The sequence below is a fragment of the Pseudovibrio sp. Alg231-02 genome, assembly GCF_900143565.1.
Lineage (GTDB): Bacteria > Pseudomonadota > Alphaproteobacteria > Rhizobiales > Stappiaceae > Pseudovibrio.
Genome location: NZ_FREX01000012.1, coordinates 108,636 through 130,349, shown reverse-complemented (window position 1 = coordinate 130,349; position 21,714 = coordinate 108,636). Strand labels below are relative to the sequence as shown.

Annotated in this window: 20 protein-coding genes; 16 read left to right on the top strand and 4 right to left on the bottom strand. The window is 52.5% G+C overall.

Annotated elements, in window-relative coordinates; translation table 11 throughout:
* Positions 1 to 69: 69 nt before the first annotated feature.
* The 3 genes from DHN43_RS24100 to hemB form a co-directional block, all read right to left on the bottom strand.
* Positions 70 to 558 (bottom strand): RDD family protein, encoded by a 489-nt coding sequence (locus tag DHN43_RS24100; RefSeq protein ID WP_208981025.1) that lies wholly within the window; start codon positions 556 to 558, stop codon positions 70 to 72.
* Positions 559 to 777: 219 nt separating this feature from the next.
* Complete coding sequence (locus tag DHN43_RS24095) at positions 778 to 2,019, bottom strand: threonine ammonia-lyase (protein ID WP_063289208.1); 1,242 nt, start codon at positions 2,017 to 2,019, stop codon at positions 778 to 780.
* A gap of 34 nt (positions 2,020 to 2,053) precedes the next feature.
* Positions 2,054 to 3,082 carry a porphobilinogen synthase gene (gene hemB, locus DHN43_RS24090; RefSeq protein ID WP_057464288.1) on the bottom strand — a complete coding sequence of 343 codons (1,029 nt, stop codon included), beginning with the start codon at positions 3,080 to 3,082 and terminating at the stop codon, positions 2,054 to 2,056.
* A gap of 467 nt (positions 3,083 to 3,549) precedes the next feature.
* Between hemB and DHN43_RS24085 the strand changes: the two genes are divergently transcribed.
* The 16 genes from DHN43_RS24085 to DHN43_RS24010 all read left to right on the top strand — a co-directional run bounded on the left by DHN43_RS24085 (position 3,550) and on the right by DHN43_RS24010 (position 20,274).
* Complete coding sequence (locus DHN43_RS24085) at positions 3,550 to 4,689, top strand: isobutyryl-CoA dehydrogenase (protein WP_108820330.1); 1,140 nt, start codon at positions 3,550 to 3,552, stop codon at positions 4,687 to 4,689.
* Between the two features lie 161 nt (positions 4,690 to 4,850).
* Positions 4,851 to 5,900, top strand: coding sequence for an enoyl-CoA hydratase/isomerase family protein (locus tag DHN43_RS24080; protein WP_244278270.1), 1,050 nt, complete (start codon positions 4,851 to 4,853; stop codon positions 5,898 to 5,900).
* Between the two features lie 57 nt (positions 5,901 to 5,957).
* The gene (locus tag DHN43_RS24075) at positions 5,958 to 6,368 is read left to right on the top strand and encodes a DUF6163 family protein (protein ID WP_057464290.1); all 411 of its coding nucleotides are present in this window, start codon (positions 5,958 to 5,960) and stop codon (positions 6,366 to 6,368) included.
* Between the two features lie 157 nt (positions 6,369 to 6,525).
* Positions 6,526 to 7,428, top strand: a complete 903-nt coding sequence (gene mmsB / locus DHN43_RS24070; protein WP_063289382.1) for a 3-hydroxyisobutyrate dehydrogenase — start codon at positions 6,526 to 6,528, stop codon at positions 7,426 to 7,428.
* A 155-nt stretch (positions 7,429 to 7,583) separates the two neighbouring features.
* On the top strand, positions 7,584 to 8,096 hold the full coding sequence (gene ldtR, locus DHN43_RS24065; RefSeq protein ID WP_057464291.1) for a transcriptional regulator LdtR: 513 nt from the start codon (positions 7,584 to 7,586) through the stop codon (positions 8,094 to 8,096).
* A gap of 504 nt (positions 8,097 to 8,600) precedes the next feature.
* A complete protein-coding gene (locus DHN43_RS24060) occupies positions 8,601 to 9,947 on the top strand; it encodes a L,D-transpeptidase family protein (RefSeq protein ID WP_057464292.1) in 1,347 nt (448 codons plus the stop codon).
* A gap of 160 nt (positions 9,948 to 10,107) precedes the next feature.
* Positions 10,108 to 10,293, top strand: a complete 186-nt coding sequence (locus DHN43_RS24055) for a DUF6898 family protein (protein ID WP_063305415.1) — start codon at positions 10,108 to 10,110, stop codon at positions 10,291 to 10,293.
* A gap of 183 nt (positions 10,294 to 10,476) precedes the next feature.
* On the top strand, positions 10,477 to 11,790 hold the full coding sequence (glyA, locus tag DHN43_RS24050; protein ID WP_108820329.1) for a serine hydroxymethyltransferase: 1,314 nt from the start codon (positions 10,477 to 10,479) through the stop codon (positions 11,788 to 11,790).
* 68 nt (positions 11,791 to 11,858) lie between these two features.
* Positions 11,859 to 12,344: a transcriptional regulator NrdR gene (gene nrdR / locus DHN43_RS24045; RefSeq protein ID WP_057464295.1), complete on the top strand. Its 486-nt coding sequence runs from the start codon at positions 11,859 to 11,861 to the stop codon at positions 12,342 to 12,344.
* Positions 12,345 to 12,438: 94 nt separating this feature from the next.
* Positions 12,439 to 13,584: a bifunctional diaminohydroxyphosphoribosylaminopyrimidine deaminase/5-amino-6-(5-phosphoribosylamino)uracil reductase RibD gene (gene ribD, locus DHN43_RS24040; protein ID WP_108820351.1), complete on the top strand. Its 1,146-nt coding sequence runs from the start codon at positions 12,439 to 12,441 to the stop codon at positions 13,582 to 13,584.
* Positions 13,585 to 14,208: a riboflavin synthase gene (locus DHN43_RS24035; protein WP_063289206.1), complete on the top strand. Its 624-nt coding sequence runs from the start codon at positions 13,585 to 13,587 to the stop codon at positions 14,206 to 14,208.
* 156 nt (positions 14,209 to 14,364) lie between these two features.
* The gene (gene ribH / locus DHN43_RS24030; protein WP_108820328.1) at positions 14,365 to 14,814 is read left to right on the top strand and encodes a 6,7-dimethyl-8-ribityllumazine synthase; all 450 of its coding nucleotides are present in this window, start codon (positions 14,365 to 14,367) and stop codon (positions 14,812 to 14,814) included.
* An 8-nt stretch (positions 14,815 to 14,822) separates the two neighbouring features.
* Positions 14,823 to 15,314, top strand: a complete 492-nt coding sequence (nusB, locus tag DHN43_RS24025; protein WP_057464298.1) for a transcription antitermination factor NusB — start codon at positions 14,823 to 14,825, stop codon at positions 15,312 to 15,314.
* A gap of 3 nt (positions 15,315 to 15,317) precedes the next feature.
* The gene (gene thiL, locus DHN43_RS24020; protein ID WP_108820327.1) at positions 15,318 to 16,337 is read left to right on the top strand and encodes a thiamine-phosphate kinase; all 1,020 of its coding nucleotides are present in this window, start codon (positions 15,318 to 15,320) and stop codon (positions 16,335 to 16,337) included.
* Positions 16,338 to 16,746: 409 nt separating this feature from the next.
* The gene (locus DHN43_RS24015) at positions 16,747 to 17,964 is read left to right on the top strand and encodes an MFS transporter (RefSeq protein WP_063319111.1); all 1,218 of its coding nucleotides are present in this window, start codon (positions 16,747 to 16,749) and stop codon (positions 17,962 to 17,964) included.
* 180 nt (positions 17,965 to 18,144) lie between these two features.
* Entirely contained in the window at positions 18,145 to 20,274 is a 2,130-nt protein-coding gene (locus DHN43_RS24010) for a sodium-translocating pyrophosphatase (RefSeq protein ID WP_057464301.1), read from the top strand.
* 89 nt (positions 20,275 to 20,363) lie between these two features.
* On the opposite strand, the gene DHN43_RS24005 is transcribed toward DHN43_RS24010, so the two are convergent.
* Complete coding sequence (locus DHN43_RS24005) at positions 20,364 to 21,644, bottom strand: carbohydrate porin (protein ID WP_108820326.1); 1,281 nt, start codon at positions 21,642 to 21,644, stop codon at positions 20,364 to 20,366.
* Positions 21,645 to 21,714: the final 70 nt, after the last annotated feature.

The window sequence follows — 21,714 nt, the reverse complement described above, 5'->3', positions numbered from 1 at the left end:
GTGCTACACTTTCACACGTTATTAGAGGGTCCTGGCAGGTTCGTCACTGCACGTTGCATCATTGGTTTGTTATCGATGCAGACTATCCACCGGGGAATTCATAATAACGGCACCAAGCACGATATCATGGAGCAGGCGCTTTTGGTCACTAAACAATGAGACTATGAGGACAAAAGGGCTGAGTATTGTTACTGAGAAATAAAAGAGCAGGACGTGGATTGCTGCATAGAGCGGATATGGACGTCCGCCGTTGCTCAGGCGCATTTCCAAGCCGAATGCACGCATGCCCGGTGTTGCGGAGTTAAACCCACCCAGTGAAAATGCAGTGTAGGCCAAGGCAACAAGTGGCCAGATTGCAGGGAATAACAGCCATGCAAGGCCGAGTGTCAGGATGCCGAGAAAGCCGACGACAAAGTAAGCGATGGTAGAGAGAACGGTGATCGCGATAATATCGATGACGCACGCAAAGATCCGTTTTTTCCGCACGCCGTCAAACAGCTGAGGATTAAGATAGGGATCATAATAGATGTTCGGGTGCGCGCTCACTTCTTGGCTCATTTCTGCCTCTGTCAGGTTCAACTGTGCCGGGGCATTCCCCAGCGTCTCTCAGTAGAATTGGGTGTGCTATTTTCAAGTTTCAAGCGGGGGTAGCAAACTATTTTTGTAGAATCTGGCAATGAGAGGATAATTTTGCGCCGCTCATAATGCGAGCATCTGCACGAACACGGTGTTCGTGCAGATGCTGATCTCAATTGCAGTTTGCGAGTGGGGATAACCCTAGAATCGCATCTCGCCAGAAGACAGGTGGGAGACGTGGATATCTCCTTCTTCCAGCGCAGCAACGATTTCTTTTGCGTGCTGATTGTCACGGGTCTCAATAGCCACGTCCAGTGTTGCGCCTTTTACGGAGACGTCAAGGAAGAGGCGATGGTGAGAGACTTCCAAAATGTTGCCACCCAACTGACCGATCGTTGTCGATATTTCGCCAAGGATGCCCGGACGATCCGGGATGTTGCAGCGGATGTGTATGATGTTGCCAAGGCGGACCAGCTGGCGCAGTGCGATGGATGCCAGCAGGCGGGGATTGATGTTGCCTCCACAAAGGACAAGTCCAACCTTTTTGCCTTTAAATCGTTCTGGATGGGCGCAGATGGCGGCAAGGCCTGCAGCACCAGCTCCTTCAGCCACCGTTTTCAGGCGGGTGAGGAAGATGTTGATGGCTTCCTCGATCTGGCTTTCGCTGACGAGTAAAATATCGTCGACATATTGCTTGACCAGCTGCTGGGTATAAGTGCCGGGCACTTTGACCGCGATACCTTCTGCCAGAGAGTTGCCGCCGCATTCCATAGGCTGGTTGCGCAGGGCAGCATACATGGACGGGTAGAGCTCGCTTTCAACACCGATGATCTCGATATCCGGCTTGATCGCCTTGGCTGCGACTGCGATGCCGGAGATCATGCCGCCACCGCCGATTGGTACGATCAGCGTGTCCAGATCTGGCTGGGCCTTCAGCATTTCAAGAGCGATTGTGCCTTGTCCTGCGATGACTTCCAGATCATCAAACGGATGAACCCAGATGTAGCCGTGTTTTTCAGAAAGGCGGTCAGCTTCGTTCTTGGCATCGTCTACGGTTTCGCCGGCAAGAACGACTTTGGCGCCAAAGGCTTTGGTTGCTTCCACCTTTACGTAAGGCGTGCCGTTGGGCATGACGATGAGTGCCGGGATGCCAAGACGCTGTGCATGAAGAGCCACAGCTTGCGCGTGGTTGCCGGCGGACATGGCAATCACGCCGCGGCTCTTTTCTTCTTCTGTCAGGTGCAGCAGCTTGTTCAGGGCGCCGCGCTCTTTGAAAGCGTTGGTGGCCTGCATGTTTTCGTATTTGACGAAAACAGTGGCGCCTGTGATGGCATCCAGTTGAGCGGCTGGCAGGAGCGGTGTTGATATCACCGCGCCCTTGATGTTGTTTGCAGCCTCTTCAATCTTGGAAAGGGTGAGAAGAGGTGAGGCCACCTTTGGCATGTTTTGTTCTCGCAGGTGTCTTGTTTTACGGGCTTTATTTGCCGTTTAGCTTTTTCGCAAGTTCAGGTGCAAAGTAGGTTAAGACACCATCTGCGCCAGCGCGTTTAAACGCCATCAGGCTTTCCAGCATGGCTTTGTCTTTGTCCATCCAGCCGTTTTGCGCTGCTGCGCAGATCATGGCGTATTCGCCGGAGACCTGATAGGCGTAGGTTGGTGCAAGGAAGGCGTCTTTGATGCGGCGGAGAATATCAAGGTAAGGCATTCCCGGCTTCACCATGATCATGTCTGCACCTTCATCCAGATCCAGCTCAGCTTCTTTCAGCGCTTCGTCCGTGTTGGCCGGATCCATCTGATAGGTGCGTTTGTCGCCCTTCAGGTTTGAGTTGGAGCCAACAGCGTCGCGGAACGGGCCGTAGAATGCGGAGGCATACTTTGCGGAGTAGGCCATGATTTGCAGGTTTTCAAAGTTATTATTGTCCAGCGCATAGCGGATTGCACCGATACGGCCATCCATCATGTCAGAAGGTGCAATGATATCAGAGCCAGCTTCTGCCTGAATAAGGGCCTGACGGCACAGCTGATCTACGGTCTCATCATTGATGATCTTGTCACCTGCCATCAGGCCATCGTGGCCGTGAGAGGTGTAAGGGTCCAGCGCAACGTCTGTCATCAGGCCAACAGGGAAACCTTCTGCTTTGATGGCTTGCAGCGCGCGGCAGGTCAGGTTGCTGTCGTTTAGCGCTTCGGTGCCCATTTCGTCGCGCAAATCAGGGTCGGTGTTTGGAAACAGTGCCATAACCGGAATGCCAAGTTCTGCAGCCTGCTCAGCGGCGCGCACTGCCATATCGACAGAATAGCGCTCAACGCCTGGCATGGACGTGACTGGTTCGGTTTTCTTCTCGCCATCAATCAGGAAGATTGGCCAGATCAGGTCGTCCGTGGTGATTGTGTTTTCGCGGATCAAACGACGGGACCAATCGCTGTGACGATTGCGACGCATTCGGCGGCCGTTCAAAATCTGGTTCATGTCTACGGAAGAATGCGATTCATTGGCAAACGGCATGGTAACTCACCTGAATGACTTGTTGTGTGGCGTCTTTAGCTCTGAGAGCGTCGGTTTACTCAAAACTACTAGGGCATTTGATGTCAGATAGCACGGGGAGTTTGCTTGATGAAACTCAAATTCTTTTTGTGTTCCAGAGGTTCTTTAGAAACGCGGGAAGGTTTTCGCTTTCAGAGCAATTAAACGGTGGACGACAGACTTATCCTCTCAGCTGATTGGAGGCATGAGGGGAGCAAGCGGGGAATCACTCGTTGATTATAGCTTTGCGCGATTTGTTGCGTTGGTTTGAAAGCTTTGCGTTTTTGGAACGTTGCTGTGTACGGGGCGCTGTTTTGACTGAGCAATTGGTCTTATCTTGGTCTTTCCGAGAATTGACGCAGTTTTGGTGTGGGTCTACCGATTGACGCAATTACATTAATATTGTGGCTGGTGGTTGTGGGAGGCTGCTTGCCGGGAGGACGGATTCCATGGAATTTGAACTGAACGAAGATCAACGCGCCTTTGTGGATATGGCAGCCGGATTTGCGCAGGAGGAGATGGCGCCTTTTGCAGCAGAGTGGGATGCGAAATCTCATTTCCCGCTGGATGTGCTTCGCAAGGCAGCGGCGCTGGGTCTGGGCGGGCTGTATGTGCGTGAAGATGTGGGCGGCTCTCAGCTGGGACGTCTTGATGGGGCATTGATCTTTGAAGAGCTCTCCAAGGGATGTGTTTCCACCTCGGCGTTTTTGTCTATCCATAATATGGCCGCTGGCATGCTGGACCGGTTTGGGTCTGATGAGGTCCGGCAGAGGTTTCTCCCCGGTCTTTGCAGCATGGAGAAGGTGGCGAGTTATTGTCTGACCGAGCCGGGGGCTGGATCAGATGCGGCGTCGCTGCGCACGAAGGCGGTGCGGGATGGTGATCATTATGTGATCAACGGCTCAAAATCCTTCATCTCTGGCGGCGGTGTCTCTGATGTGTACGTGTGTATGGTGCGCACGGGGGAGGACGGGCCGAAGGGGATATCGTGCATCGTGGTTGAGAAGGATGCGCCGGGTCTGTCCTTTGGGGCCAACGAGCATAAGCTTGGTTGGTGCAGCCAGCCGACGGCGCAGGTGATCTTTGAAGACTGCCGTGTTCCGGTTGAGAACCTGGTTGGCGCAGAGGGGCAAGGCTTTTCGATTGCCATGGCCGGACTTGATGGTGGGCGCCTGAACATTGGGGCCTGTTCGCTTGGCGGGGCGCAGTTCTGTCTGGACCGGGCTTTGCAGTATATGGATGAGCGCAAGCAGTTCGGGCGCTCGCTGGCTCAGTTTCAGGCGCTGCAGTTCAAGATTGCGGATATGGCGACGGAACTGGAAGCGGCGCGTTTGCTGCTGCATAAGGCGGCGTTTCTGCTGGACCGGAAAGACCCTCAGGCGACCAAGATGGCGGCGATGGCCAAGCGGCTTGCGACGGATACGGGCTTCAAGGTGGTCAATGAAGCGCTGCAGATCCATGGTGGTTACGGGTATCTGAAGGATTATCCGCTGGAGCGTCATTTGCGCGACTTGCGGGTTCACCAGATACTGGAAGGAACCAACGAGATTATGCGCGTCATCGTGGCGCGTGAGTTGATGAAAGCTTGAGTTGCCGAAGCAGTTCTTCTTAGGATGGTTGGAGGGAACTGCTTTGGCTCTTATATTGCGTTTCTTTATCCGGAAATCGGTAGCCACTTTTCAGAGATACGCTGAGCAAATTTAGCAAAATGAATAGGTACGCTGTGCAACAGGAATATGCGGGGGAAGTCTTGTCCGAAACTACTGATGTTCTTTTTGAAGAGAAGGGCCATGCCGGTCTTATCATTCTCAATCGCCCCAAGGCGCTGAATGCGCTGACACATGAGATGTGCGTTGCGATGCACCGGCAACTGGAGCGCTGGCTGATTGATGATGCGGTCCATCATGTTCTCATTAAGAGCAACAGTGAAAAGGCCTTTTGCGCGGGCGGAGATATTCGTCAGGTTGCCGAAAACGGGCCTGAGAAAATTGATGTGAGCCTGCCGTTCTTTGCGGATGAGTATCGCCTCAACACTTACATGGAAAGCTACGCTAAGCCTTTGATTGCACTGCTTGATGGTATCGTGATGGGCGGCGGTGTCGGTATCTCGGTTCATGGTGCCTATCGTGTGGGCAGTGAGAAGACGATGTTTGCCATGCCTGAGACGGCGATTGGTTTCTTCCCGGATGTGGGCGGCAGTCACTTCCTGCCGAAGATGCCTCAGAACACGGGCATGTATTGCGCGATGACCGGGGAGCGGTTGAGGCAAGCGGATTGCTACTGGACCGGCATTTTAACCCATGCGGTGAAGTCTGAGGATATGGCTGCGTTGGCAGAGGCGCTGTGTGAGGCTCAGGACGTAGAGCCTGTGCTGGCGCGTTATGCGTTTGATCCGGGGCCTGCGCCGCTACATGCCAAAGCGGATGTGGTGGATGAGTGCTTTGGCGCTGAGAGCACGCTGGAAGTTGTGGACCGTCTGCGCAAGTTGCAGGGCTCGGAGCATGATGACTTTGCAGTTGCTGCTCTGGAAACGATTGGCAAGCGGTCTCCGCTCAGCATGGAAGTTGCTTTTCAGCAGGTGCGGCGCGGTGCGGGGCTTTCCATGGCTGAGTGTATGGTCATGGAGCATCGGATTGTTTCGCAGATTCTGCTGGGCAAGGATTTCTATGAGGGTGTACGAGCTGTGATTATCGATAAGGATCACGCCCCTAAATGGCAGCATTCAAGCCTGGATGAAATAAAAACAGTTGATGTTGAGGCCCATTTTATGTCACCGAAGGGGGGTGACCTCGTATTTTAACGGGGCAAGGGGCTTACTGCCATGATTGAGGCAGATTTGTAAGGTGGAGCTTTAGGTATGCCTGGCGTTTTTGTAGAGCTGATGAAGAGGGTTCCCTCCTTTCAGTTTTTGCTGCATGCGTATGTCAGGCTGCTTGCCGTCTTCATGCTATTTGCAGGCCTAAGCTACTGGGGCGCTATACTTGGTGTGCGCCTGATTGACGGTGCTCCGTTTGAGAGCGTCGGCGTACAAGTGCAATCTACCATTATCTTTTTCGCTATTCTCGATCTGGTGACTGCCATTGGTCTGTGGCTGCTTTCCAGCTGGGGAACAGTGATGTGGCTGTTCCGCTCACTGGCTCAGGTGGTGATGTATTCCGTGTTTCCTATGGTCTTTGGTCGTAGTCCGACTGAGGTCGTATTCTACATCAGTGCAATCGCCCTTTATCTCGTTCTGCTTTACCTTGCAGAGCGAGAGGAACGGGCCTGATCGACCAAAGTTCAGTTTGGTCTGTAACTCATTGAAATTTACTGTTTTGCAAACTGCCGTTCACGTCAAATTGATCTGAGCGAACCCTAAGTGATCAGCTTGGGGCAAGTTCTAAATGTTCAAAATCCTGACGGACGGCGATTTTCGGGAGGATGCAATGGGAGAAACTGTTCTTCGCGTTGCTTTTATTGGTCTTGGCAATATGGGCGGCCCTATGGCTGCAAATCTTGTCAAAGCCGGACATGAAGTCGTCGGTGTAGATCTTTCTGAAGAGGCGCGTACTGCGTTTCAGGCTGCGGGCGGGCAAGTTGCTTCGTCAGCAGTTGAAGCGGTTCGCGACGTTCAGGCTGTTGTTACCATGCTGCCAGCAGGGAAGCATGTTCGTGCCGTGTATACGGGCGAAGATGGAATTCTTGCGCATGCACCAAAGGGCACGCTGTTTATCGATAGCTCGACTATTGATGTGGACAGCAGTCGCGATGTTGCAAAAGCAGCAAGCGAAGCTGGCATGGGCATGGTCGATGCTCCGGTTTCCGGGGGTATTGTGGGTGCTGCGAACGGCACATTGACCTTTATGGTTGGTGGGCCTGATTCTGCATTTGAACGGGCTAAGCCGCTCCTGGATATTATGGGAGCCTCGATTGTTCATGCCGGTGATGCTGGCGCTGGGCAGGCAGCAAAGATCTGTAACAACATGTTGCTTGGTATTTCGATGATCGGTACCTGTGAGGCGTTTGTTTTGGCTGAAAAGTTGGGTCTGGACCCACAGAAGCTTTACGACATCTCCTCCAAGTCCTCCGGTCAGTGTTGGTCTTTGACCTCCTACTGCCCGATTCCCGGACCGGTTCCGACGTCGCCAGCCAACAATGAATATAAGCCCGGCTTTGCAGCGCCAATGATGCTGAAAGACTTGCTACTGGCGGAAGAGGCAGCAGATTCGAGCGGAGCTAACACACCAATGGGTGAAAAGGCGGCTCGGCTCTATGAGGAATACTGTAACAATGGCGGGGAAAACGTCGACTTCTCCGGCATCATCCACTTGCTTCGGAAGTCAGGGTAAACAGAGGGTTAACGGAAAGGTCTACACGCTTGCTAGTGATTAAGAAATAATTCATCGTGTCTCTTAAGCGGTTCTTAGAAGCGGTCGCGTAAATTTGCTTCAAGTGCTGATAAAAATACGAACGCACGAAAAATATGGACATGAGGCGCAACCAGATGATCAATACAAACAGGGCCGTTGAGGTCTTGGCGCAAGAAGAAGAAACGGTAGGGCTGAAGCCTGCATACCTCGAGGCACTGACGCTCATCGAGCGTCTGCATCGTCGTCTTCTTGACGTCATTAAAGATGAGTTTGACCGGATGGGTCGTTCCGATGTGAACAGCGTTCAGGCGCTGCTTCTTTTCAACATTGGCGACGCCGAGCTGACTGCAGGCGAGCTTCGTACTCGCGGTTATTATCTTGGTTCCAACGTTTCTTATAATCTGAAGAAACTCGTTGAAACCGGATACATCAATCACGAACGTTCCCAGATGGATCGCCGCTCTGTGCGGGTGAGCCTGACGGAAAAAGGGCGCGAGATTGCTCAGATTGTTGATGACCTTTACAGTCGTCATATTCTTTCTGTTGAGCAGGTTGGTGAGCTCTCAACCGAGAACTTTGAAGAGCTGAACCGGTCCCTGCGTCGTCTGGAACGCTTCTGGACAGATCAAATCCTCTATCGTCTTTAATTTTCGGCGATATCAGGGCTTTCAAAAAACACCGCTTCCATGCACCGGGGGCGGTGTTTTTGCATGTTATGAGGGCCGACTTGCGGCAAAGCTTGCACGGGATTGCTGCGGGTGGTGGGCCAGCTCCAGATAAGGCATCTGTGAGTAAGTTGGGCTGATTGTTGCTTTCTTGCACTAGGTGCAAACCAACGCTCGCTGCGTAACCACCTTTTTCCCACTTGGAGTAATTAGCCATTAAACGGTCACATTGAGTGGGGAATACACACTCTCACTTTTCGGGCTGAAAAAGTGCTGTTGGCATTGTAAATTTAGAAGCTGTCAACTCTGATTTGTTCAGGGGATCGATCACTTTCTTTAATTCACCAACAGATGTTCCTCCCCGATTTTTGGCTGAAGTCTTGCGAGTTTGCTAAGATAATGCCATGTAGATTTGCCATGTTAAGTCTCTGTTTACCAAGTTACATGGAATCTTACAGAATGACTGATTGCTAGGAGAAACTATTCGTGTTGGCACCTCTTTTAAACCGCAGCAAGTTTGCTCTGGCTCTCGTTGTGAGTACGGGCCTTTCTGCAGGTATGATGTCTGCACAGGCACAGGTTAAGGTTCCAGACCTGCTTTCCTATAATGGCAGCATTCAGCAAGCCGTCAGTCAGCCGGCGCCGGTTGCTCCTACACAGCCTATCGTTGGTCAGGGCACGGAATGGGAAGACACCTTTGATGAGGGCGTCTCTTCTCTGGAGCAGATTGATTTTGTGGCTCCGATCATCTCCAAGCAGACCAGCCAGTACATGATTGATGCGATTCTCGATTATGAACGTATCGCTCTCAATGGCGGTTGGCCTGAGGTCTCCACCAAGAAAGTTTTGCGCATTGGTATGCGCGCACCGGCAATTGCAGCTTTGCGACAGCGCCTGATTGTTTCAGGCGACATGGCGCAGCATGCGGGTGTTTCTGAGGTTTTTGACAGTTACGTTGATTCAGCTGTTCGCCGCTTTCAGTTGCGCCATGGCCTGACACCGGATGGTGTTGTGGGGCGAGCAACCGTGATTGCGATGAATGTGCCTGTTGAGGTGCGTTTGCAGCAGCTGCGGACCAATCTGGAGCGCGTTTCTGCTTTGGCTGAAAACGTGACAGATACCTATGTGAACGTGAACATTCCGGCAGCTCGCATTGAGGTTGTTGAGAATGGCCGTGTTCGCTCCCGCCACACCGCTGTTGTTGGCAAGCAGGATCGCCAGTCTCCGATCCTCAGCTCTGCGATTTATGAAGTGAACTTCAACCCGTACTGGACAGTTCCTGTCAGCATTATCCGGAAAGACCTGATTCCGAAGATGCAGAAGGATCCGCAGTATCTGGCGAAGAACAACATTCATATCTATGACTGGTATGGCAAAGAAAAGCAGTGGCAGGAGATTGACTGGAATACGGATGAAGCGACCCAGTATCGCTTTACGCAGGACCCAGGTGAGGGCAACTCCATGGGCAGTATCCGGATCAACTTCAACAACACCCATCAAGTGTATCTGCACGATACGCCAGAGCAGTCTTTGTTCGGTGAGGGCTATCGCTTCCATTCCTCCGGCTGTGTGCGTGTGCAGAACGTGCGTGAGCTGGTGACATGGTTGCTTGGGTCGACAACACCAGACTGGACCCGCAGCCGCGTGGATGCAGCCATCAACTCAGGTGAGCGTACGGATGTGAAGATGAAGAGCCGTATTCCGCTCCACATGTCCTACGTGACTGCGTGGGCGCTGAGCGATGGTATGGTTCACTTCCGGGATGACATCTACGACAAGGATGGGCTTTACGCCGCGAGTGCTGATCCGATGGCGCAGGCCTCTGCTCAGTAAGGTTTTGCAAGAGTTTCAAGTTTGAAGGGCCGTCTCTGCCAGATGCAGAGCGGCCCTTTTCTTTTGGGGATGTGGGGGCGGGTATGCCTGTGCTGCGCTGTTTTACCTGCTAAAACGGCAGGCAACTTACGAATCTGAGAGAAGCAAGGCGAGGGGCCATATGTCTAAGTTGGGGCAGGTCTATTTTGAGACGCGCGTGGTTGGGAATGCTGTTCGCATGACGGCAATTTGTGCTCACAGCGGTGTTGAGGTGTTTGTTGTGGGGCCTCGTAATGCGAGCGAGTCGCATCTGAAACAGCTGGCACTTCGGAAGCTGGAACGCAAATTACAACCTCAAGATGCGTAATTCATAAATTTTGGGTGATGGCAGCAATAGTATTGCGCAATTCCTATGAACAACGCTTGGTTCGTTACCCCCTATATGTTAATGGGCTAGGACCCGAAGCTACAACTTGTCGGGATGGGAATGCGAAACGATATTGGGACGTTTCGTCAGTTTGTTGCTCCAACCTTGTCATGAGGTCCACCTATGTCCGTATCGGATAATCCAATTACGACGCCGCTCTACCCAGAGTTTTTTACAGGTAGCCTGGCTTCTGGTGACCCAGAGCTTCTCGAGGCAATCAATAAAGAACTTACTCGTCAGCAGAACGAGATTGAGCTTATCGCTTCGGAAAATATTGTATCTCGCGCTGTGCTTGAGGCGCAGGGTTCCGTCCTGACCAACAAATACGCCGAGGGTTATCCTGGTCGCCGTTACTACGGTGGTTGTGAATACGTCGATATCGTTGAACGTCTTGCAATCGACCGCGTAAAAGAGCTGTTCGGCTGTGAGTTTGCTAACGTGCAGGCGAATTCCGGCTCTCAGGCCAACCAGTCTGTTTTGCTTGCTTTGGCGAAACCAGGCGACACTCTGCTCGGCATGAGCCTTGATGCAGGTGGTCACCTGACACACGGCGCTCGCCCGAACTTGTCCGGCAAGTGGTTCAACGCTGTTCAGTACGGCCTGAACACTGAAACTGGCCACATCAACATGGATGAGGTGCGTGAGCTTGCTAAAGAACACCAGCCAAAGATCATCATTGCTGGCGGTTCTGCTTACTCCCGTGAGATTGATTTTGCTGCGTTCCGCGCAATCGCTGACGAAGTAGGCGCTTACCTTTGGGTCGACATGGCGCACTTTGCAGGTCTTGTTGCTGGTGGTCAGCATCCAAGCCCGTTCCCGCATGCGCATGTTGCAACATCCACCACCCATAAGACCCTGCGCGGTCCTCGTGGTGGTCTGGTTGTGACCAACGACGCTGACATTGCGAAAAAGATCAACTCTGCGATTTTCCCAGGTCTGCAGGGTGGTCCTTTGATGCATGTGATCGCTGGTAAGGCTGTTGCCTTCGGTGAAGCGCTGCGTCCTGAGTTCAAGACCTACGCGAAAGACGTTGTCGAAAACGCACAGGTTCTGGCTGCGACACTGGTTGAAGGTGGTCTGGATATCGTTTCTGGCGGTACGGACACACACCTGATGCTGGTTGATTTGCGTCCAATGGAACTGACCGGCAAAAACGCAGAGATTTCTCTGGGCCGTGCGAACATCACCTGTAACAAGAACGGTGTTCCGCTTGATCCTCAGAAACCGACCATCACCTCCGGTATCCGCCTTGGTACACCTGCTGGGACTTCCCGTGGGTTTGGTAAGGAAGAATTCCGTGAAATCGGGAAGCTGATTACCGAGGTTCTGGAAGGTCTGCGCAAAGCAAATTCCGTTGACGACAACGAAGCTGTGGAAGCACGGGTCAAAGAGAAGGTACTGGCCCTTACTGCCCGGTTCCCAATCTACAAAAACTAATTTAAACGAGAAGAACCGCCGGACACCCTTCGGCGGTTCTTTAGTGTTTAAGTAAGGAGGCAGGCGAGATGCGTTGTCCATATTGCGGGGGTGATGACACCCAGGTGAAGGATTCGCGCCCGACCGAGGATAATACAGCTATCCGTCGGCGCAGGGTCTGCCAGACTTGTGGTGGTCGTTTTACCACCTTTGAGCGTGTTCAGCTGCGCGAGCTGACCGTTATCAAGCGTAACGGGCGCCGAGTACCTTTTGATCGCGAAAAGCTGATGCGCTCTGTTCTGATCGCAACCCGCAAGCGTCCTGTTGAGCCTGAGCGTATAGAGCGTATGGTGAGCGGACTTGTCCGGCAGTTGGAAAGCTCCGGTGAAAGTGACGTTGTGGCGGAAGATATTGGTCATTTGGTCATGGAAGGGCTGAAAACCCTTGACGATGTGGCTTATGTGCGGTTCGCTTCTGTTTATAAGAATTTCCGCGAGGCCAAAGACTTCGAGGCTCTGCTGGATGAGCTTTCCGATGCGGATGTTGATCCGCTGATGATGCCGCCACGGACGTAATCTCTGGCTTTTTGCAGTGTTGTGTTGCGTAATTTCTCCGAGGATCGGGCTTTTCTTTTAGGGAATACGCTGTAGTGCTGGCAGGGGGATGGCTTTGTCTGGTTACAAAGCATTAGATGCAAAGGAACGAGTTGAGCACGAGCGCTTTATGGCGGCGGCGATCAGCTATGGCATTCGTGCAAAGGGCCGGACGTGGCCCAACCCTCCTGTTGGAGCAATCCTGACAAAAGATTTTGGTGATGGGCCTGTGATTGTGGGGCAGGGTGCAACTCTGCCTCCCGGTGGCTCCCACGCTGAAGTGCTGGCCATCAAAGATGCCGGTGAACATGCCCAAGGCGCAACAGCTTACGTGACCCTTGAGCCTTGTGCGCATTATGGCCGGACTGGCCCGTGTGCGCGGGCGCTTGTGGCGGCTGGCGTGGCGCGCGTTGTTTATGGCACCGCTGATCCCAACCCTGCTGTTGCCGGACGCGGCAAGAAGATCCTTGAAGAAGGCGGCGTTGAAGTCCTTATCGGGATTTTGGAAAAGGAATGCCGACAGGCTGTGCGCGGCCATATCTCCCGTATCCTTAATGAGCGCCCTTTTGTTCAGCTCAAGATGGCTGTGTCGAAAGATGGTTATATTGGCAAGCGTGGGGCCGGGCAGGTGGCGATCTCCAGCCCGCTGTCGCGTCAGCTTGTGCATGCGATGCGCGCGCAGATGGATGCCATTGTTGTTGGCATCGGTACGGTTTTAGAAGACGATCCTGAGCTCTCTGTCCGGTTGCCGGGCATGGCGCATCGCTCACCGCAGCCGGTGGTGTTTGATAGTCAGGCCCGGATTCCGCTTTCCTCCAAGCTGGTGCAAAACGCAGAGATCAATTCCCTGTGGGTGGTGATTGGTGAACATGCGCCGGATCATCGTGTCAGTGCGCTTGAGCGGGAAGGCGTGACAGTTATCGTCAATGACTGCCTCAGAAATGGCAAGGTATGTCTTGATAAGGCACTGGATGCGCTTTACATGCATGGTCTCTCCCAGATTATGGTTGAGGGGGGTGCGGAGCTTGCGCACGGCCTGCTTCAGCAAGATCTGGTGGATGAGCTATTGATTTTCCAGGGAGCCAATCTGATTGGGTCCGATGGTATCCAGCCTTTCGGATTTGAAGGGCTGGAGAGTTTGCGAGACGGTTATAACAAGCAGATGCTGCGTGCTGTGGGCGAAGATCTGTTGTGGCGGTATACGCCAAAAGAGAGGTTCTAGGTGTTTACGGGCATCGTTAGTGACGTTGGAACAATCCTTGAGCTGGAGCAGATTGCTGCAGGTCAGCGGACAAAAATTGGTACTGTTTACGATCCTGACGGGATCGATATTGGTGCATCTATTGCCTGTTCCGGCGTTTGCCACACTGTTGTTGCGAAAGGTCGTGATGGCGAGCAGAACTGGTTTACGGTTGAATCGGCTGCCGAAACGCTGGCGCTGACAACTGTTGCTGAGTGGAGCGTGGGCAAGCGGGTCAATCTGGAGCGTTCCCTTTCCATGGGCGCTGAGCTGGGTGGTCACCTGGTTCTGGGGCATGTGGATGGTAAGGCGACCATTGTTGAGCGGACCGAACACCCTGAGAGCGTTTATCTGAAATTTGAGTGTGCACCAGAGTTCGCGCGGTTTATCCCGAAGAAGGGATCCGTGGGGTTGGATGGCACCTCTTTGACGGTGAACGAGGCTGAAGGAAATACGTTTTCTGTCTTCCTTATTCCACACACTCTGGAGGTGACCACATGGTCCGACAGAGCGCAGGGGGATGAGGTAAACTTGGAAGTTGACATGATGGCACGGTACGTTGCGCGTCTTGCTGAGTTTCCAAGCCTTGCAGAAATTGCAAAATAGCCTTATAGCCAAAATCTTCCGCAGGAAATAACTGGACATTTCGCTTGGGGCGTGGTTCCTGAGCGCACATACGTGGGTACTGTCCGTACCCGTGGCCTTAACCCATCTTTGCTGATTTCTCAGTGAAAAGATGAGGTTGGCATTAGGAGAAATTAAATGAGCGCCGTTCCGCACATTCTTGTTATTGAAGCACGGTTTTACGAAGATCTGGCTGATGCCCTTTATGAAGGTGCTTCAGATGTGCTGGACCGTGAAGGAGCGAAAATCTCTCGACTGGCTGTGCCAGGTGTGCTCGAAATTCCTGCTGCGCTTTCCATGGCGTTAACCGCAATGGAAAATGGCGACGCAGATTATGACGGTTTTGTATTGCTCGGTGTTGTAATTCGCGGTGAAACAACCCATTACGACATCGTTTCTAACGAGTCGGCTCGTGCGATCATGGATCTTTCTGTGGATGCAAACGTTGCAGTTGGTAACGGCATCCAGACAGTTGAGAGCGATGATCAGGCATGGGCGCGCGCAAGCGTTTCTAAAAAGAACAAGGGCGGCGGTGCTGCTGAAGCTTGTCTTGCTATGATTGACGTGCGCGACCGGTTCGGTGTGTAAGGTTTAGGATGACAACGGAAAACAACAAGAAAAACGCCGAAGTGAAACCCGCGAATAAGCGCGGGGTTGCTCGATTGGCTGCTGTTCAGGCTGTGTATCAGATGGAAATCACTGGTGCGCGTTTGAATGATGTGCTGAATGAGTATGAAGCTTACCGGCTTGGTCAGGAAGTGGATGGCGACCAGTACCGTGATGCGGATCCGGCATGGTTCCGTGATCTGGTGCAGGCGGTGTTTGAGGATCAGCTGCGTATTGATCCTCGCATTCACACAGCGCTTTCTGAAGATTGGCCACTGAAGCGTATCGACACCACTTTGCGTGCGATCCTTCGTGTTGGTTGTGCTGAGTTTTTGCGTAAAAAAGACGTTCCGGCCCGCGTTATCATCAATGAATACATTGATGTGACGAAGTCCTTCTATGATGGAGATGAGGCACGTCTGGTCAACGGTATTATGAACCGTCTGGCTCGCGAACTGCGTCAGTCTGAATTCGAAGACTAAAAAATGAGCGAGAGAGCTGCCAGTTCCAGACCGGGAGAGTTCTCGCTTATTGAGCGCTATTTTGCGCCGCTCGCCACCAGCGCGGGTGCTGTGCATCTGCAAGATGATGCTGCTGTATTTGCCCCTGACACCGGATGTGATTTGGTTGTAACCAAAGACATGCTGATGGCAGGGGTTCATTTTTTTGAAAACGACCCTCCCTTTGAAATCGCGCAAAAAGCGCTTGGCGTGAACCTTTCGGATCTGGCGGCAAAAGGTGCTGAGCCTAAGGGGTATCTGCTGGGCCTTGGGCTATCCAAGGACATCGGTGAAGAGTGGGTTGCTGAGTTTTGCCGCGGTTTGAAGCTGGTTCAGGATCAGTTCCAGATTGACCTTCTTGGCGGTGATACGATTTCCTGCCCGCAAGGGCCGCTGCTTTCCATCACTGCGTTTGGTCAGGTGCCAACGGGGCAGGTGGTTCGGCGCAATGAGGCTGTTGCAGGTGCACTGCTCTATGTGACCGGCACCATTGGTGATGCCGCACTTGGCCTGAAGTTGCGTCTTGATGATGAACTCGCAGATAAGCTTGAGCTCTCTGCTGAGCAACGTGATTTCCTCCTAAACCGTTATTTGCTGCCGCAGCCTCGTGTTGGTGCTGCTCAAGCGCTTCGTGATTATGCGGTTGCTGCGATGGATGTGTCTGACGGGTTGGTTGCTGATCTGGGACATATGTGCCGGACATCGCAGGTGCAGGCCTCAGTGAAGCTGGAAAGTGTTCCACTGTCTGACGCTGCTTCTTCAATGATTGCAAAGGATGCTGCGTTTCTTGAGACAGCGATTACGGGCGGGGATGACTACGAGATTCTTGCTGCTGTGATGCCTGAGAATGCAGAGGCTTTTGAAGTGGCACTTCAGGAAGCTGGTTTGCGCTGTGTTCAGATTGGTGTGCTAGGTGCTGTTGATGTTTCCAAGAAAGAGATTGCTTTGAGCCTGAATGGCGAGACCTATGCGTTTCACGGGGCTGCGGGTTTCAGGCATTTTTGAGTAGTGGTCTCGACCTGAGCCTTATTTTTGCTAGGGTACTCAGATGGAGTCGGCTATCTATTTTATAACATTCGTTATTTCATTGCTTTACTTGGTTGTTAAGTTGCGGAAAGTTCCCGCTGCAACGACGTTAAAACGCCAAAGACGGACCAGAAGTCGTTTGATTTCCTACCACATTGGAAAATCACTGCTTTTGTGGTGGGGCCTGATGTTCGTTGCAGGGATTGCAAGACGCATTGTGTTGGGTTTGCCGTTATAATCGACAATAGCTGCCTTGCATGACGTATTCTCATCGAGTTGTGCGTATATCTCCCGAAGTTACAGATGATCTGTTGAGCTCTGTGGTTGCTCATTACGTGGAATTGATTAGGCTGTCGGTTCCTTCCTGATTTCTTTGAAAGTTTACATTATGGCAAATACTCTGGCGGCTCCGTTGATTGATGACGGATTGGCAAAGCGCAATGCGCTGCTTTTAGCGCTTGCCCAGTCGTTTGCTGGTGGTGTTCCTCCTATCATTTTTGCAACCACATCTATTCTTGCTTCAGTTTTGTTGGTTGACGACAAGTCTCTGGCAACACTGCCTGTTACTGCTTTTGTGCTTGGAACCGCCATCGGGACGTTGCCTGCTGGCATGATCATGCGCAGTTTTGGACGCCGTGCCGGGCTTGTTGGTGCGCTGCTGTTTGGTGTGCTGTTTGCCTTGGTTGCTGCCTACGCTGCCTACCTTGGCAGTTTTACGCTGCTTTGCGTTTCCACACTCGGCAGCGGTTTTGTCATGGCCTTTACCCAGCAGGCGCGTTTTGCTGCTGCTGATACGGCCAGCCCTGCTTTCAAACCTAAGGCCATTTCCTGGGTTTTGACCGGTGGTATTCTTGCTGGTGTGGTTGGTCCGCAGACCGTTATTCTGACACAGGGCATGTTTGAGCCCTTCCTTTTTGTCGGAACCTACCTTGCGCAAGCGGTTTTGATGCTTATCGGTCTGTTTTTTGTGGCGTTTTTGGAAATACCTTTGCCACCGAAGTTGGAAAAGCATGAACGTGGACGTCCGCTTTTAGAGATTTTGAAGCAACAAAAGTTCTTTGTGGCTGTTGGTTGTGGAATGATCAGTTACGCGATCATGAACCTGATCATGACGTCTGCTCCGCTCGCCATGGTTGCTTGCGGGTTGACGAACTCAGATGCAGCTCTTGGCATCCAGTGGCACGTGATTGCCATGTTTGCACCTAGTTTTATTACGGGTAGTTTGATCAGCCGATTCGGTCATGGAGCTGTAATTGGCACCGGATTCTTGCTTTATGCGGTGTGCGCGCTGGTTGGCCTTACGGGACTAGAGCGTTGGATTTTCTGGAGTTCCCTGATTTTACTTGGTCTTGGCTGGAACTTTTCTTTCGTCGGAGCGTCTGCGTTGCTGACACAAACTTACCGACCAGAAGAACAAAACAGAGTCCAGTCCGTAAATGACTTCTTCGTCTTTGGTTTAGTCGCAACTGCCTCGTTTTCCTCAGGGAAATTGTTAAACGTGTTTGGTTGGGAAACTGTCAACCTAATGGTGTTCCCGTTCGTTATCTTATGTCTATTTCTTGTTGTCTCACTGATGTTTACTGAAAAACGGGAAGTTAAAGTTTGAATAATTCCAAGTAGTTTCTCTCCTTTCAACATACGTGTTTCCTTCCACTACCACGCAAAAGCAACTTGACGGATAGTGACAGGTATATACCGTCACTGTGTTCGTTAATTTACACAATTGCAGTGCGGATTTTGCTACGAACACACACATAAGTAGCAGGGTACCCTTAGGGGAGGAAATATGACTGAACTTATCGTTACCATTGCGTGCGGTTTGCTCTCTGTCGTTTACGGCATCTGGGCAATTCGCAGCGTGATGGCTGCTGACACCGGGTCTGCGAAAATGCAGGAAATCGCTGGTGCCATTCAAGAGGGTGCGCAAGCATACCTCACTCGTCAGTACACCAGTGTTGCAATTGTTGGCGTGGTTATCTTCGCCATCGTCGCTTACTTGCTGTCTATCACCGTAGCTATTGGATTTGTTATCGGTGCCGTTCTTTCCGGCGCCGCAGGATTTATTGGAATGCTCGTCTCCGTACGGGCAAACGTTCGCACTGCACAAGCTGCAAGCCAGAGCCTTGGGGCAGGGCTCTCAATTGCATTCCGTTCCGGCGCCATTACCGGGATGTTCGTTGCCGGTCTCGCTCTTCTGGGCGTTGCTGTTTACTACCTGATCCTCACCGGACCTATGGGCATTGATCCAACATCACGTACTGTGATTGATGCGCTTGTGGCTCTTGGGTTTGGTGCGTCTCTGATTTCCATCTTCGCCCGTCTTGGCGGCGGCATCTTTACAAAAGGTGCTGATGTTGGTGGTGACCTTGTTGGTAAGGTTGAGGCTGGCATTCCTGAGGATGATCCGCGTAACCCGGCAACAATCGCAGATAACGTTGGCGACAACGTTGGTGACTGTGCAGGTATGGCCGCTGACTTGTTTGAAACCTACGCCGTGACGCTTGTTGCGACGATGGTTCTTGCAGCGATCTACTTTGCAGGTACGGCTGATTTGCAGTCTGCAATGCTGTATCCGATGCTGATCTGTGGTGTTTGCTCTGTGGCATCCATCATCGGTACGTTCTTCGTGCGCCTTGGTGCGTCCAACTCCATTATGGGTGCGCTCTATAAGGGCTTCATCGCCACTGCAATTGTTTCACTGATCATCCTGTATCCGCTGACCTACTGGGTCTTCGGTGGTATGGATACAGTGTTGACGCAGAGCAATGGCGTTAGCTTTACGCCGCTGGATCTGTTCTTCTGCGGTGTCTCCGGTCTTGTGGTGACAGGTCTGATCATCTGGATCACTGAATATTACACCGGTACCAACTTCCGTCCAGTGCAGGCGATTGCCCGAGCATCTGAAACGGGTCACGGTACCAACGTTATTCAGGGTCTTGCGGTCTCCATGGAATCCACTGCGCTTCCTGCTCTGGTTATCATTGCCGGTATTATCGTGACTTTCCAGCTGGCTGGTCTGTTCGGTATTGCTATTGCAGTGACAACGATGCTGGCGCTGGCTGGTATGGTTGTGGCGCTTGATGCGTTTGGTCCAGTCACGGACAACGCTGGTGGTATTGCTGAAATGGCAGACCTGCCTGCGGAAGTGCGCGACACGACTGATGCGCTGGATGCTGTTGGTAACACCACAAAGGCAGTGACCAAAGGCTACGCGATTGGGTCTGCTGGCCTGGGTGCTCTGGTGCTGTTTACGGCTTACACGGAGGATCTGAAGTTCTTCGTGGCGAACTCTGAGCAGTTTCCTTACTTCAAGGGGATGACTGAGGCGTCTATCGATTTCTCACTGTCTAACCCATATGTGGTTGTCGGCCTGTTCTTTGGTGGTCTGCTCCCATTCCTGTTTGGCGGTATGGCCATGACAGCGGTTGGCCGTGCAGCGGGAGCTGTGGTTGAAGAAGTTCGGCGTCAGTTTAAAGAACAGCCAGGCATCATGAAGGGTGAAGTTCGCCCTGATTATGGCCGTGCTGTTGATATGCTGACCAAGGCAGCCATTAAGGAAATGATCATTCCGAGCATGCTGCCTGTGCTGTCCCCAATCGTCATTTACTTCCTGATTGAAGCGATTGCTGGCAAAGCAAATGCCTTTGCATCCCTGGGCGCTATGCTGCTTGGTGTGATTGTGACAGGGCTGTTTGTTGCGCTTTCCATGACCGCTGGTGGCGGTGCGTGGGATAACGCCAAGAAGTACATTGAAGACGGTCATTACGGCGGTAAGGGCTCTGAAGCTCATAAAGCTGCGGTTACAGGTGATACTGTTGGTGATCCTTACAAGGACACTGCTGGTCCAGCTGTGAACCCAATGATCAAGATCACAAACATCGTGGCCCTACTGCTTCTGGCAGTGCTGGCGCACTAGTTTGCTCTGATCTGATTTGAAACTAAAAAGCCCGGTCTGGGAGATGGCCGGGCTTTTTGCTGTTCTGGTGTCTGTCGCTTTGGCGGAGGTCAGAATTTCACTGAGAATTCGGTGCCAAAGACCCAGGCGTCCGGGATGTCGTCGTTTCCGGCGGGATTGACCACGTATTGAAAGTCCAGTGAGAGATAGGACCAGTCGGCGAACTGGTAGCGATGGGTGGCTTCGAATACGAGCTCATAGGACTGGCCGGGCAGGTGATCACTGAAATAACCGAGAATGAAGGCTCCGGCGGTAACGTCATTGTCTCTGTTGGGGATCAGGCCTTGGTAGAACAAGCCGCCGCTGATGCCGAGAGGTTGGGTGTTGATGGCTTGTTGTGGCGCGATTGTAACAAGGCCCCAAAGACTCAGACCTTGCAGGTCCTTTTCCTGATAGATCATTTGCCGTGCGATGGCATAGGCGCCCCAGTTGCCTTCACGGGTTTGCGTGGTGGTGGTGCCCAGAACATCTACTCTGCCAGTGTTGTAAAAGGCGCCCAGCTGATAGTGGCCGGGGAGGTACTTGCTTGTGTCGCCTTTTCCCGGATTAACGCCAACTTGCCCGACCATCAGCACGCTGCCTTTGGGCGCAAAGCGGAAGTTGAAGCCGTTTTCGGCGTTGTTCAGATCATCCACGGACGCGTCATAGACGCCGAGGCTGACGTATTGATTGCCGGGGAAGGTATAGTTGCCTGCCAGACCCCATATGTTGAAGGGGTAGGTGGTGAAAGTGGGCTGGTTGATGAGCAGCTGACCAGGGGTGCTGTTGAGGGCGCCGTTGAGATAGTACGCGAAGGTATCGTCTCTTGCGAAGATGTCGCCTACAGCGAGGCGACCGGCGGAGAGGTACAGCTGATCATTGAGCAGGTTTTGCTCCAGACTGAAGTTGGCGATGGCGAGGATATCGCTTGAGAAAATTTGGGTGACGCCAAAGTCGTTGCCAATGACCTCCTGTGACAGACCCTGTCCCAGACCTTGATACATGATGTAGTGCAGGCTGCTGCCTTTGATGCCGAAGATCTTCTCAAAGTCCAGCATGGCCATGCCTTCCAGCCTTGCACCATAAGTTGCGCTCTGGTTTAGGCCGCCAACGGGGTTTGCGGCGACGTCTTGAGTGTAGAGGACACCTAGATCAAGACCCTCGTCAGAAAGGTTGGTGCGGATACCGCCCCAGTCGCGTGTTTCGTTGTGCCATTGCGCCCAGGCTAATGGCCAGTTGCCCACTTGCGCGCGAAGTTCCGTGCTGGCTGTCAGCGCTATGCCGACAACCGCTAGAAACTGTAGAACTGGCGATATGCGTTTTTTTATCGCAGGTACCTTAAGCGCTCGCAAAAGCTGGTTCCCCTAGACTGACTCAGGCAAACAGAGAAACTCAGGATTATGCAGCGCGCACTCTTGTTTA

Excerpts from the sequence above, each read along its gene's own strand:
- mmsB (WP_063289382.1), top strand. The coding sequence starts at position 6,526 with ATGGGAGAAACTGTTCTTCGCGTTGCTTTTATTGGTCTTGGCAATATG.
- DHN43_RS24100 (WP_208981025.1), bottom strand. The coding sequence starts at position 558 with ATGAGCCAAGAAGTGAGCGCGCACCCGAACATCTATTATGATCCCTAT.
- hemB (WP_057464288.1), bottom strand. The coding sequence starts at position 3,082 with ATGCCGTTTGCCAATGAATCGCATTCTTCCGTAGACATGAACCAGATT.
- DHN43_RS24075 (WP_057464290.1), top strand. The coding sequence starts at position 5,958 with ATGCCTGGCGTTTTTGTAGAGCTGATGAAGAGGGTTCCCTCCTTTCAG.
- DHN43_RS24085 (WP_108820330.1), top strand. The coding sequence starts at position 3,550 with ATGGAATTTGAACTGAACGAAGATCAACGCGCCTTTGTGGATATGGCA.
- nusB (WP_057464298.1), top strand. The coding sequence starts at position 14,823 with ATGACAACGGAAAACAACAAGAAAAACGCCGAAGTGAAACCCGCGAAT.
- DHN43_RS24055 (WP_063305415.1), top strand. The coding sequence starts at position 10,108 with ATGTCTAAGTTGGGGCAGGTCTATTTTGAGACGCGCGTGGTTGGGAAT.
- thiL (WP_108820327.1), top strand. The coding sequence starts at position 15,318 with ATGAGCGAGAGAGCTGCCAGTTCCAGACCGGGAGAGTTCTCGCTTATT.
- ldtR (WP_057464291.1), top strand. The coding sequence starts at position 7,584 with ATGATCAATACAAACAGGGCCGTTGAGGTCTTGGCGCAAGAAGAAGAA.
- nrdR (WP_057464295.1), top strand. The coding sequence starts at position 11,859 with ATGCGTTGTCCATATTGCGGGGGTGATGACACCCAGGTGAAGGATTCG.
- DHN43_RS24015 (WP_063319111.1), top strand. The coding sequence starts at position 16,747 with ATGGCAAATACTCTGGCGGCTCCGTTGATTGATGACGGATTGGCAAAG.
- DHN43_RS24095 (WP_063289208.1), bottom strand. The coding sequence starts at position 2,019 with ATGCCAAAGGTGGCCTCACCTCTTCTCACCCTTTCCAAGATTGAAGAG.
- glyA (WP_108820329.1), top strand. The coding sequence starts at position 10,477 with ATGTCCGTATCGGATAATCCAATTACGACGCCGCTCTACCCAGAGTTT.
- DHN43_RS24010 (WP_057464301.1), top strand. The coding sequence starts at position 18,145 with ATGACTGAACTTATCGTTACCATTGCGTGCGGTTTGCTCTCTGTCGTT.
- ribH (WP_108820328.1), top strand. The coding sequence starts at position 14,365 with ATGAGCGCCGTTCCGCACATTCTTGTTATTGAAGCACGGTTTTACGAA.